This is a genomic window from Desulfuribacillus stibiiarsenatis (assembly GCF_001742305.1).
GTDB classification, from domain to species: domain Bacteria; phylum Bacillota; class Bacilli; order Desulfuribacillales; family Desulfuribacillaceae; genus Desulfuribacillus_A; species Desulfuribacillus_A stibiiarsenatis.
Genome location: NZ_MJAT01000012.1, coordinates 382782 through 395865 on the forward strand (window position 1 = coordinate 382782; position 13084 = coordinate 395865).

Genomic DNA, 13084 nt, shown 5'->3' on the forward strand with positions numbered 1-13084 from the left:
AGGAGTCTCATTTAGTGAACCAAATAACGAATACTAAACAAGTTTGCATTATAGGCGTCGGACTAATTGGAGGTTCGATCGCCTTATCTATTAAAGAAACATTTCCAGAGTATGAGATCGTTGGAATCGACACAGATTTGAGCATTATTCATGAAGCTATATCTATGGGTGTAGTAGACTGGGGAACAATTGACTTAAATCAAGGAGTGGAGAAGGCTGATATTATTTTTGTTGCAACACCAGTCAAAGCAACTGAATATATCATTAAACAATTATGCCAAGCCCAATTAAAACCGGATTGTATAGTCACAGATGTGGGTAGTACGAAAGAGAACATTTATGAATCGGCAAGATGCTTTCAAGAAAAGTCAATATCATTCATTGGTGGACATCCGATGGCTGGATCAGAAAAATCCGGAGTAAAAGCATCAAACCGCAGACTATTCGAAAACGCATATTACATTCTAACGCCAAGCGATTGGACTCCTCAGCATGCAGTAGATGTTCTGAAGAATGTATTAGAATCGACAAAGGCAGAGATTATTGTCATGTCCTCTAAGGTACATGATGAGGTAGTAGGAGCTATTAGTCACTTACCGCACATCGTAGCATCAGCCTTAGTCAATTTCGTACGTGAGAAAAAGGATAATCCATATTATACAGCGCTGGCAGCAGGAGGATTTCGGGATATTACTCGTATCGCTTCAGCAAGTGTTGAAATGTGGAGAGATATTGTCATTAGTAATAGAGAATCGATGCTTGAAATACTGACAGAATGGGAACGTCATATAGCGGACATTAAACAAGCGATTGACGTGAATGATATAGTTCAAATTGAGCAGTTTTTTGATACGGCGAAAAATTTCCGTGATGATTTACCAATTCGGCAACAAAGTTTAATTCACCAAGCATATCAACTCAATGTCGATGTGCCTGACCATCCGGGTGTCATTGGTAATATCGCTAGTGTACTTGGACGTAATGGTGTAAATATTAGAAATATATATATTACACACAATCGTGAGCGTGGAGAAGGTGCTATGCGTCTAACATTTGTGTCCCGAGATGTACAACAACGAGCGTATGAGGTCTTAACCACAGCCGGGTACGGAGTGCAGATTGAAGATTAAGGAGAGAGCTTTATGGGCCAAAACAACAAGATTGCGTTTCATCCTATAAGTACATTGACAGGTGAATGTGAGGTTCCTGGAGATAAATCAATATCTCACAGAGCTGTTATTTTTGGTAGTATTTCTAAGGGTATAACAGAAATCAATAATTTTTTGCCTGGTTTAGATTGCATTAGTACGATAAGTTGTTTCCAAAAACTAGGAGTAGAGATTAAACAAAAGACATCGAGCACAGTTATTGTGAAAGGTGTCGGGTTACATGGTCTCTTAGAACCATATGATGTATTAGATGTTGGAAATTCTGGAACAACTATCAGGTTATTAACGGGGCTGTTAAGTGGTACGAAATTTTATTCCGTATTAACTGGTGACTCTTCTATTCGTAAACGTCCAATGAAAAGAGTGAAAGAACCTTTACAACAAATGGGTGCTAATCTTATGGGGAGAGATCAAGGGAATTTAGCTCCTATTACAATCATTGGAGCTCCATTACAACCGATGCATTATCACTCTCCAGTGGCAAGCGCACAAGTTAAATCTAGTATTTTATTAGCTGGGTTATGGGTTGATGGACAAACGGTTGTTACGGAACCTACAAAGTCCCGAGATCACACAGAGCGTATGTATACATCTTTTGGCGGTTCATTACATGTAGATGGAAATACAGTGACAATTCTTGGAGGATCTCCAAAATTAGAGGGACAAAAAGTTAATGTTCCTGGTGATATTTCTTCTGCTGCTTTTTTAATGGTTGCTGCATCCATTATTCCAAATAGCGAAATTTGTATTCGAAATGTAGGAATGAATCCAACTAGGTCAGGAATCGTTGATGCTTTGTTAGCAATGAATGCAGACATAGAGATAATCAATGAAAGAAAGTACGGAGAAGAGCTAGTTGCTGATTTCATTGTTCGTTCAAGTAACTTAATAGGTACAGAAATTTCGGGTGATATCATTCCTCGTTTAATTGATGAAATCCCAGTCTTACTAATTGCCGCAACGCAAGCAAAAGGGAAGACCGTAATAAGAGACGCGAAGGAATTACGGGTAAAAGAAACAGATCGTATTCAAGTTATGCATGACGAGTTATTAAAACTTGGTGTTATAACTATCCCAAGGGAAGACGGAATGGAAATAGACGGTGAACAAGAGTTCACAAGTGGTACAATATATACTCATCACGACCATAGGATAGGTATGTGCTTTGCAATCGCTGGTTGTGTTGCTAAAGGGCCAATCTTCATTGAAGACTATGATGCAGTTAAAGTTTCATTTCCTAATTTTACTGAAGTTATGAATTCACTAGGGGCAATCTGTGAATAATCTAGAAACCAATAAACACAACTTGGCAGAAGTGGAGGAGCTATAATTACTCATGAACGTTACAATTGATGGTCAGTCATACCAAGCAAAAAAAGGACAAACTGTATTTGAGTTATGTAGAGAACATCATATTCCACTTCCTGTTTTTGATAAACAATTATTATGTAACTTCATACCGTCCGATGTTACTTATGATATAAGTTTTGTAGAAATAATAGACTCATACCATAGTGCAATAAAGATTGCTGATCAATTGAAATGCGAGAATGGTATGGTACTCGTAACGAATACTGAAAGCGTTATAGAAAAACGCCGAGGAATCATACAAGAAATTTTACAAAATCATCCATTAGATTGTATTTCCTGTAAACGAGCTGGTAAATGCTCTTTACAGGATTTGTGTTATATTTATGGATTGATAGACTCAAATGGTAGAAGGCAATTGAATAAATTTGGTAATGTTCAGATACCTATTGATTCGAGTAACTCATTTTTCATACGAGATTTCTCAAAATGTATCATGTGTGGGAAATGTGTCTCCGTATGTAAAGATATAAATGGCGCACATGCGATTGATTTTGTTTCAAAAGAAGATTATCGAATTGTAACCTCTGTCGGAGACGATAATTTAGAGAACACAAATTGTAATTTTTGTGGAATGTGTATCCAAGTATGTCCTGTTAACGTTTTTATTCCAAAAACTGAAATTCCTTATATAAATCACAAAGATATGGAATTAGTGAAAACCACATGTGGATATTGTGGGGTCGGATGTCAAATGCAATTGAAAGTTGCGGAAAATCGTGTGGTTGGAATTGCTAAAGATGTCACTGGTTCAAATAAAGGTCATTTATGCGTCAAAGGACAATTTGGTTGGCAATATATTCACTCCCAAGAAAGATTAACACATCCATTAATCAAAAACCCAAATACTGGACAGTTTCAGGCAGCTACGTGGGAAGAGGCAATTGACTATATTTATGACAATATCCAACCTATCATCGATGAATATGGTAACAACAGCATAGGAGGACTTTGCTCTGCAAAGTGTACAAATGAAGAAAATTACCTTTTTCAGAAGCTGTTCCGCACCGTGTTTCATACAAATAATGTAGATCATTGTGCTCGACTCTGACACAGCTCATCCGTTGCCGGTCTGGCAACTGTATTTGGAAGTGGAGCTATGTCTAACTCATATAACGAAATCTTAAATACAGACGTAATTATTGTTACTGGTGCGAACACCACAGAAGCCCATCCAGTGATTGGTTATCGTATCAAGCAAGCGGTGAAAAAGGGTGCTACACTAATTGTGATAGATCCACGTAAGATTCCTTTAACGAATTACGCAAGCAAATGGATCGCGTTAAAGCCTGGTACAAATATTGCTTTCTTTAATGGTCTAGCGAATATTATATATCAACAAGGTTGGTGGAATCAGTCCTTTGTAGAGCAATATACGGAGGATATCGAAAAATGGCTAGAATCCAACCAATACTATACTCCTGAACGAGTCGAAGAGATTACAGGAGTTACTTGTGAAGATTTATATTACGTTGCTAGAGTATATGCAAATGCCAATAATGCCATGATTCTATATGCAATGGGGATAACGCAACATAGCTCAGGGACAGACAATGTCCTATCGTTAGCAAACTTAACAATGTTAACAGGGCACATAGGCAGAGAAAGTACAGGATTGAATCCATTAAGAGGTCAAAATAATGTCCAGGGTGCTTGTGATATGGGTGGTTTACCAAATGTACTACCAGGTTATGCAAGTATAAATGATGATTCACAACGAAGGCGTTTTAGTGAAGGATGGAGTACTCCACTTCCTGATAGTACAGGGCTAACGCTAACAGAGATGTATGATGAGGCATTAAATGGGAATTTAAAAGCCATGTATATTATGGGGGAAAACCCCGCTGTTGCTGATCCTGATAGCACCTTTATAAGGGACGCAATTGGTAGTCTACAATTTCTGATTGTTCAGGATATATTTATGACGGAAACTGCACAACAGGCGAATGTAGTACTTCCTGCAGTTACATTTGTTGAAAAAAATGGAACCGTTACCAATACGGAACGTTGTGTTCAACGAGTCCGACAAGGCATTCAACCGATCGGTCAGGCGAAAGCTGATTGGGAGATTATACAGCTGATGGCAAGACGTTTTCATGCACAATGGAAATTCACAGATCCTGAGGAGATTTTTGAAGAAATACGACTACTAGTACCTCAATATCACGGGATTCGTTATGATAGAATTAACCAACAGGGTATTCAATGGCCTTGTCCAACACTAGAACACGCAGGGACTCCATATCTTCATAAGGGTGGCTTTGCTCGAGGAAAAGGTCGATTTACGCCAATCGATTATAGAGTATCAGGTGAAACGGCTGATGAAGAATATCCATTTATTTTAACGACTGGTAGAAACTTATACCATTGGCATACAGGAAGTATGAGTCGCAAAGTACAAGGGCTCGAACACATACTATCCGAAGAGCACATGCAAATTCACCCTGAAGATGCTATATTATATAATCTACAAGAAAATTCTAAAGTCCAAGTAACTTCGAGACGGGGATCGGTCGTGACAAATCTTGAAATTACCGATATGGTACCAAGAGGGACTTTATTTATGACGTTTCATTTTAGTGAAACATTAACAAACACGTTAACGAGTTCGCATCGAGATCCAGTGAGCAAAATACCAGAAGCAAAGGTAACGGCAGTTAACATTAAGAAAGTTAGTATATAAGGTGTTATGAGGCGTTGTTGTTTTCATTTATCTTCATCTAAAGCTCCACTAGGGCAAGTGCTGCAAAAAAGAAAATAAAGATAATGAAAATGATGAGAGCACTAGGATAGAAAAAGGCATAGAAGAACAAAAATACGGTTCCTGTTAACACAAGCATTTTTGCTATGCCTGCTAATTCTTCTAGAAAGCATTGATAGCTCCGTCTTCTCATCATAGCAAACCATAAACGTCTTAAGGAAGTGGGGAATCCTTTAAGCATAAAGTAACCTCCCTATATTTTTACTTCACATATTTAATAAACTGTTGGATAGTTTTTTTAAACAGTTTTTTTTCGCTTTTGGCAAATACCGCCAAATATATTTGACTGTTTTTTTGAAAAAAAAATAAAAAACATTTTCCCGCTTTTGGAGTGTAGCCAGTTTTACCAGCTATCACTCCATTTTTATTGAGCAGTACGTTTGTTGTACTATAAATCTTATATTTTTTCGATTTATGAAATAGCTTGCATTTTGGCTTTTGTAATATATTCATAATCGTTTGATTTTGATACACATGGAGGCCTAATATGACTAAATCACTGATAGTCGTGAAGTGAAGTTTATTGTGTAAACCGTGGGGATTAATGAATGAGCTTTGATGCATACCTATCTGTAATAATTTTTTCTTAGCTAGTTGATGCCACAATTGCTGGGTACGTTTTTCTGTATGAGTAGCTAAAATCATTGCAATATCATTCATACTCTTGATCAGTAATCCATTCAATAATTCCTCGATTGTATAAGCATGACCTAATTGTAAATCCGCACGATATCTAGGTACCTTAGGTGCATAATCTACTATGATTTTTTCTTTTACATCAAAATAATCAAGCACAACAAGAGCAGTGATAAGTTTAGTTATACTAGCAGGATATATTTTTTTTTGAATATTACATTGGGTTATCCATGCCTGGTTTGTTAAAGAATAGATACCATAATTACTACTTAAATGTTGTACGGGACCCATGTTATTGCTCATTTCTTTTTGCAGTTAATTTACGTATTAAAGTTTCCATACGGAAGTCTCTGGATGCTTTAAAATATACGTACATATCTTTACTAAAGCGATTCCGTAGATATTGATAGGCTGCTTTCTTATTTTTCAGATATGTGCTATTCACCGTATTATTACTACTATTCGCACCATCCACAACAGATTTACCATGGACACCTATACCAACAACATCTATACCTAAATCTGCAGCATGTTTTCCAACTTTTTTATGACCCTGTATTGTGTGTGTACCTTGTTCGCTCATATCACCAATTACAGCAAGCATAGGTTTGCCTTTTGAAATTTTTTTCATCGTATTTAGTCCTTCTATAGCTGCCGTAGGATTGGCATTATAAGCATCACTAATTAATGTTGTACCATTAAGACCTCTAAGTACTTGCGTGCGCATGCCAGCATTTTTAAAAGTAGATAATCTTTGTTTCATACGACTGTAAGGCACGTTTAGGATGAATCCAGTAGCAATAGCTGCAAGAGCATTATATAGATTATGTTCACCAATGGTTGGAACGTGAAAACTATAGGTATTATTCTCATATTCAATCTTAAAAGAAGTTGCCCGATTTAAGTATTGGATATCATAAGCTTTGATATCAGCCTTATTGTGGATTCCGACATATATGATTTTTTTTCCTTTAAATTTTGATACATTAATTCTATCTGTATAAGGATTATCAGCATTTAAAATTAGATAGCCATTGCTAGAAATTTCTCCAACAATCTCACTTTTTGCACGGATAATATTCTCGATTGAGTTTCCTAGTTTTCCTATATGCGCATCGCCGATGTTGGTTATAATCCCTATGGTAGGCTTTAAGTATGAACCCATAACACGAATTTGCCCTAATCCTTTCATCCCCATCTCAAACACTCCATAACGATGGGAAGAATTGATTTTCAATGCGTACATTGGGGCAGTACCCACAGCATTCACAGAAGCAACTGTGTGTATTACTTTGCCTTGACTTTTTAAGATTTGACTTACCATGTTTTTAGTTGTGGTTTTACCTGCACTACCAGTAATACCAATTACAGGTAAATTAAATTGATTTCTATGATAGTTGCAATACTTCTTAATCATTGATTTGTTCACATATACATAATGGATATGGGAATGCTCTTGCAATCTACCTCTTAATGATAATGGGCTAATTATGCCTACCGCTCCGCGTTGAATAGCTTTTTTAATTTTTCCGATATTTCCTTCACGATCGCGCACCCAGAAAAAATCACCTTTTGATACGAAACGTGTATACTCATAAATAATTCTGGAAATTGGAATACTACTTGGTGATTTTGTAACACCGTTTACAATGGAAACGAATTTTCCTATATTCATAGAAATCCTCCTCAGACTGTCTCGCAATATAATATTCATGAATGTCGATAAAGGTTTCATAATACAATAAAAAAAACACCTTATATTGAAGAATATCAATATAAGGTGTTCCAGATGCTAATATCATTTTATATGCGATTACATAGAAAGTAAGAAATTAGCTACATAACCTGTTTGAGCACCGAATTTAATTTGTACCCATTCGTTCTCAAGACTTACGACTTCTACAACTTGTCCTTTAGTTATTGTTCCAATCACACCAAAGTTTCTTCCAGCTCCAATACGAACATTTACGATTGTACCGATTACTGTTGCTTTTTGTGTGGCGTTTGAGCTGCTTTGAATTTGTTTAACTTGTGGTGTACTCACCAAGGAACTAGAGATAAAACCTTTATTTCCATTCCAGTCAATTTCATACCAGCCACTTAATTGTCTAGTTACAACAACATCGTCACCTTTGCGAACTACACCCAATATTGTAGATGTAGTAGAAGCACTTGCACGTACATTTACACTAGTACCTGTAACTTGACTCACTAATACACTACTTGTTGTATCGGTAGTTGAGCTGCTTGTTGTAGGACTAGTAGTATTTTCTACATGCACTTTCACTAGCGAACTAGATACATATCCTAATGTTCCAGATGTTGTTCTAAAGCTAACCCAACCATTAGTATTGCTAAGTGCTTGAATAATGTCTCCATTTTTTAAAGTACCTATGATAGAGAAATTAGTGCCGGCACCTGAACGAATATTAACTGTGTTACCAGATACAATCATAGCTGTCGTATTAGAATTAGTTGTTGTTGGTGATGTATTTGTTGAAGTATTATTTAACACTGTATTGTTAGGCATAATTATTGGTTTTTGCGGTGGTAATACATATGATGTTGGGATAACAGGGCTTGTAGCGCTATACTTGCTACCGGCCGCAGGATTCCACGCATCAGATGGTAGGACTCTTCTAGCCTCTAGGAATTTCTCGCCATAGTAGAATGAGAAATTATTAACAATTCCTAAAGCTGTAGGTCGATCTTTAACTGTATTTATAACGGCTGGTTTTCCGTTAATCACTCCCAAATATATGGCTACGTGGGAAATGTATTTATTATCTGCAGTACCACCCCAATATGTTAAAATATCTCCAGGACGTAGATTTTCAATCCCTTTAATGCCATATAAGGTTTGTCCACTAGCAGATTTACCTACGATAGTAGAAGATACTCCTGCAACTTTTGTTCCTACTTGATTATATTGTCTAGATACTGAAGTAATGTTAATACCGAAATCTCCATAGACAAGTTTTGTATAGTTGGAACAGTCAATTTTTCCTGTGTCGGCATATTTAGCAGTCTCGTATACGGTATAACCATTTTCCATATACCAGATTGCGCGAGCAACAACTTGGTGTGCTAAACTTCCATCATATTGTCTTTCAAATTCCTTTATAATAGGCACTTCATGATTGTTATATGATGCTTGAAATTTGTTGTACTTTTCAATCGCTTGTTGTTGCGTTAATGATGCAGCAGATACTTCTTGAATTGTAATAGGAGCGATTGAGAACGCACTAAATGCCAATGTTGTAGAAATCGCATAAGTTGTAAGTTTTTTTGTGATATTCATCATTATCAGCCTCCTGTATAAACAGTATACTATAAAAAACACCGTTCTCAGCGTGGTAAGTTATGTAAACCTACTTAGAACACTATTAGATAAACGTTTAAGTAAAGTAATTATCAATTAAATTATGAAGGAGAAATGAACTAAATGAGAATATTGATAGCGCCGGATTCATTTAAAGGAAGTTTATCAGCCCAAGAAATATGTGAAGTGTGCGAGGATGTTGCAAAAAGACACTTTTCTAATATTGAAGTTTTTAAATATCCTCTAGCTGATGGGGGAGAAGGAACTGTTGAAAGTTTAGTAGGTTGCACAGGTGGGGAGTTTCGTATTGTACGAGTATCAAATCCTTTAGGTGTATATATAGAAGCAAGGTATGGGATTCTAGGTAATTCTGATACAGCCGTCATAGAGATGGCTGAAGCATCAGGATTAAATAAAATTCAAGAAAAGCAAAGAAATCCAATGATTACGAGTACGTATGGCACTGGGGAATTAATCCGACATGCGTTAGATCAGGGATGCAAGCGTTTCATTATTGGGATTGGGGGAAGTGCTACAAATGATTGCGGAATCGGTGTAATACAAGCCTTAGGAGCAAAAGTATTAGATATTAGTGGAAACATAGTTGCACCAGGAGGCGATGGATTATTACAAGCCCATAGTATTGATTTATCTGGTTTTGACCCAAGAATTAAGGAATGTAGTTTCACAATTGCATGTGATGTGAATAATCCTTTAACAGGGCCTAACGGGGCTGCTTATGTGTATGCACCCCAGAAAGGCGCGACAGAGGAAATGGTAGTTACATTAGATTCGGGCCTTAAGAATTTTGCTTCATTAATAAAGCAACAAATAGGTGTTGACGTGGAATCAGTCCCTGGAGCGGGAGCTGCTGGTGGTTTAGGTGCTTGTTTCTTAAGTTTCTTTCAGGGTAAATTACAATCAGGAATAGAGATTGTTATGAAAGAATCAAATATTGAACAAATTATGGAGAAAGTAGATATAGTAATCACTGGGGAAGGGAAAATTGATACTCAAACCAAATGTGGAAAGACACCATTTGGAGTAGCAACTTTAGCGAAAAAATACAATATACCTGTAATTGCTGTATGTGGAGTACTTGATATATCACACATCCAACTTTCGAGTATTAATATTGATGCAGCATTTTCTATTATTAATTCACCTTGTAATTCAGCAGATGCCATTTCAAATGGTAAACATAATTTAAAGAACACTTTGTATAATGTAATCAAACTATTACAACTAAAAAATAAATAGGATATTTCAGGTCTTATTTGTTGACTTTTTATCTGAGATTAGTATACTTAAATTAGATTCAATAAAGATAATCTTGTTTTATAATATTTTAATTGTAAGGAGGCATACTATTGGCTGTATGGAAATGTGGGTTTATTAAGGAGAGCCGCTGTTGCTCAGGGAAATGCCCTGAGTGCGGAGGTACTAAAGAGGACTTTTATAAAGAAGTTTAATATTTTAACCATAGGAGGATGTATATGAAGAAATGTGTTGACTATTTTAAAGAAGCTGAGTTTCTTGAGGAAGCTTTAAATAAAGTTACTCATATTAAAACAGAAGAGTTAGGTTCAGATGTTTATTATTTTAAATCAGGACAAGTACTAGATTTTCATAGACATAAATCAGATCAAATTTTCTTTGTTTTAAAAGGTGAAGGAACTTTTTATCTTGAAGATCAAGACGGTAATACAGAACAGTATGATGTTAGACCAGGTTTTTCAATGCTTGCCCCTAAGACTGTTTGGCATAAACTTGTAAATACAGGTTCAGATGAGTTAATTGCTGTGCAAGTTACATATCTTCCTACAGATTTGGAACAAAAGAAATAGGGACTTTAAGTTATCTACATAGAAAAATTTAGAAATAATTGTTCCAAAACAGTTGACGCACTATTCGTAACTGTATTATAATACATTTAGAAGTGTGATTTCTCTCCACTCCTATCCATTATTAATCCAGCTTATCATATAAGCTGGATATTTTTTTGTTTTGATTCATTAGTTATTACCATTTTTTATATCTAGATAACTATCAATCGATACTATATACTTTTTATAGATTATGGTGTTGGTATTACTGTGATTGAAATGGTCTGCTGTTTCTTACATATAATTGTTACAGCTCGTTTCATTTCAAGTCGAAATAAAGGGATTTATCATAATCTTGAAGAATTAATATAATAGACATAAAATATTAATTAAAATGTATAAAATCATTATGAAACATTATGAAACAATTATGTAACATTTTTTAAGAAAATCACTTAATTTATATAAATACACGCAACTTTTTTACCACGGTTTAGTCTAATGTTAATAACTGGGGTGAAAATTGGCGGAACTTGGGGAGGCTCGCCCGGTGACTGATTCCCAGATCATACAATTGATCATTGAAGGCAAACATGAATATTATGCAGAACTTATTCAAAGGCACGAACAAAAGGTGTTAATTTTCATACATTATATGTTAAAAAATAATGCTATGGAAGGTTTGGCTGAAGATTTATGCCAAGAGACATTTTTTAAGGCTTATAAAAGTTTATATAGTTTTCGAGATAAGGAAGCTACCTTTTCTACTTGGCTATATACAATTGCACGTAATACTGTTCTTAGTGAATTAAGAAAATCAAAGAAGAATGGGCAATACTTAGAAGATACAAATTATGAGCCGAAGACTGAGTTAGAAGAACAGCCAGAATATAAGTTAATTAAAAATGAACGGATTCAATTGGTTAGGGAAGCTATCAATACACTACCTGATAACCAAAGGCAAGCGTTAATCCTGAGGGAATATGAACAATTAGACTATAAGCAAATTAGTGAAATGATGAATTGTTCAATTAGCGCTGTAAAATCGCTTATTTTTAGAGGACGATCTGCAATCAAGAATAGACTAGAGCAATATATACGACCTAGTGCTGAATAAGATGAAAGGGACGATTTTTATGAGATGTGAAGAAGTACAGTCTAGTATACTTGATTTTATAGACTGTGAGTTAGACCAAACTATGTGTCAGAAAATCACAGAACATTTGAATTCTTGTCAATCCTGTAGATTGCAGCATAAAGGATGGGAAGAAACAATTTATGCGATTCAAGCGAGCAAGAATGATGAATTTGCAAACGAATATCGGTCAGTAAAAGAAAATGTTATGAACCGAATTCAACATTTCGAAAACCACAAAACTGTATTTAAAAAGAACATCAAAGTCTGGAATCGTTTAGCTGGAATTGCTGCAGCTTTTGCTATCTTATTCGTTGGTTATGCTGGCTATAATGATATCAACAGTTCAAGTAGTCAGAGTCTTCCAATGGAGCAGGACGTTTCTATAACTACTGTGAAAAAAGGGGATGTTGTTAGAATCTCTAGCAATGAACAAGAATTAGCGAACATGGGATTATCTAATGAGAATGTCCCATACTCCCTAAGTGGTATATTCTTTGGTATTGGTGTGATGTCAATATTTATGAGAAAAAAGATCGAAAAGCAATTAGAAAATCTATAAACACGCGCTCACATACTTATATACATAGACCTTTTAGTCGTTCCAACATACATAATACGTAACCGCTCAATAACATGGTGCCTTACAATTTAATATGATTCATGTAATAATACCTTCAAAATAACATTTATAGTTTTTAGAGTTAGAGTTTTTCAAGTTTTTCAAGTACTCTAAAGCTATACGATGGAGGTATTATTCATGGATGAAATAACCCAAGTAAAAATCCAGTTCCGCAAGGAACAGTGGTCAAAGCTAATAATGGAATGCCAAGATAGTGGAATGACCGTACGAACTTGGTGTAAGCA

At 35.7% G+C, this 13084-nt stretch carries 12 protein-coding genes; 8 read left to right on the forward strand and 4 right to left on the reverse strand.

Features of this window, described 5'->3' with window-relative positions; genetic code table 11:
• Positions 1-14 precede the first annotated feature (14 nt).
• The 3 genes from BHU72_RS07620 to fdhF all read left to right on the forward strand — a co-directional run bounded on the left by BHU72_RS07620 (position 15) and on the right by fdhF (position 5220).
• The gene (locus BHU72_RS07620) at positions 15-1130 is read left to right on the forward strand and encodes a prephenate dehydrogenase (protein ID WP_083248322.1); all 1116 of its coding nucleotides are present in this window, start codon (positions 15-17) and stop codon (positions 1128-1130) included.
• A gap of 12 nt (positions 1131-1142) precedes the next feature.
• Positions 1143-2453 (forward strand): 3-phosphoshikimate 1-carboxyvinyltransferase, encoded by a 1311-nt coding sequence (gene aroA, locus BHU72_RS07625; RefSeq protein WP_069702009.1) that lies wholly within the window; start codon positions 1143-1145, stop codon positions 2451-2453.
• Positions 2454-2724: 271 nt separating this feature from the next.
• Positions 2725-5220: a formate dehydrogenase subunit alpha gene (fdhF, locus tag BHU72_RS16140; protein WP_367114474.1), complete on the forward strand. Its 2496-nt coding sequence runs from the start codon at positions 2725-2727 to the stop codon at positions 5218-5220.
• 37 nt (positions 5221-5257) lie between these two features.
• Here the strand turns inward: fdhF and BHU72_RS07640 are convergent, their stop codons facing one another.
• The 4 genes from BHU72_RS07640 to BHU72_RS07655 all read right to left on the reverse strand — a co-directional run bounded on the left by BHU72_RS07640 (position 5258) and on the right by BHU72_RS07655 (position 9235).
• A complete protein-coding gene (locus tag BHU72_RS07640) occupies positions 5258-5479 on the reverse strand; it encodes a hypothetical protein (protein ID WP_069702012.1) in 222 nt (73 codons plus the stop codon).
• Positions 5480-5499: 20 nt separating this feature from the next.
• Positions 5500-6225 (reverse strand): D-alanyl-D-alanine carboxypeptidase family protein, encoded by a 726-nt coding sequence (locus BHU72_RS07645; RefSeq protein ID WP_069702013.1) that lies wholly within the window; start codon positions 6223-6225, stop codon positions 5500-5502.
• Between the two features lies 1 nt (position 6226).
• Positions 6227-7609 (reverse strand): UDP-N-acetylmuramoyl-tripeptide--D-alanyl-D-alanine ligase, encoded by a 1383-nt coding sequence (locus tag BHU72_RS07650; protein ID WP_069702014.1) that lies wholly within the window; start codon positions 7607-7609, stop codon positions 6227-6229.
• A 138-nt stretch (positions 7610-7747) separates the two neighbouring features.
• Positions 7748-9235 carry an SH3 domain-containing protein gene (locus BHU72_RS07655; RefSeq protein WP_176720433.1) on the reverse strand — a complete coding sequence of 496 codons (1488 nt, stop codon included), beginning with the start codon at positions 9233-9235 and terminating at the stop codon, positions 7748-7750.
• Positions 9236-9379: 144 nt separating this feature from the next.
• Here BHU72_RS07655 and BHU72_RS07660 point away from each other — a divergent pair, with 144 nt between their 5' ends.
• The 5 genes from BHU72_RS07660 to BHU72_RS07675 all read left to right on the forward strand — a co-directional run bounded on the left by BHU72_RS07660 (position 9380) and on the right by BHU72_RS07675 (position 12779).
• Positions 9380-10516: a glycerate kinase gene (locus BHU72_RS07660; protein WP_069702016.1), complete on the forward strand. Its 1137-nt coding sequence runs from the start codon at positions 9380-9382 to the stop codon at positions 10514-10516.
• Between the two features lie 110 nt (positions 10517-10626).
• The gene (locus tag BHU72_RS16640; RefSeq protein ID WP_436796452.1) at positions 10627-10728 is read left to right on the forward strand and encodes an RCKP-type rubredoxin-like domain-containing protein; all 102 of its coding nucleotides are present in this window, start codon (positions 10627-10629) and stop codon (positions 10726-10728) included.
• Positions 10729-10752: 24 nt separating this feature from the next.
• Positions 10753-11103 carry a cupin domain-containing protein gene (locus BHU72_RS07665; RefSeq protein WP_069702017.1) on the forward strand — a complete coding sequence of 117 codons (351 nt, stop codon included), beginning with the start codon at positions 10753-10755 and terminating at the stop codon, positions 11101-11103.
• Between the two features lie 529 nt (positions 11104-11632).
• A complete protein-coding gene (locus tag BHU72_RS07670) occupies positions 11633-12199 on the forward strand; it encodes an RNA polymerase sigma factor (RefSeq protein ID WP_069702018.1) in 567 nt (188 codons plus the stop codon).
• A 1-nt stretch (position 12200) separates the two neighbouring features.
• Positions 12201-12779 carry an anti-sigma factor family protein gene (locus BHU72_RS07675; RefSeq protein ID WP_141709273.1) on the forward strand — a complete coding sequence of 193 codons (579 nt, stop codon included), beginning with the start codon at positions 12201-12203 and terminating at the stop codon, positions 12777-12779.
• Positions 12780-13084: the final 305 nt, after the last annotated feature.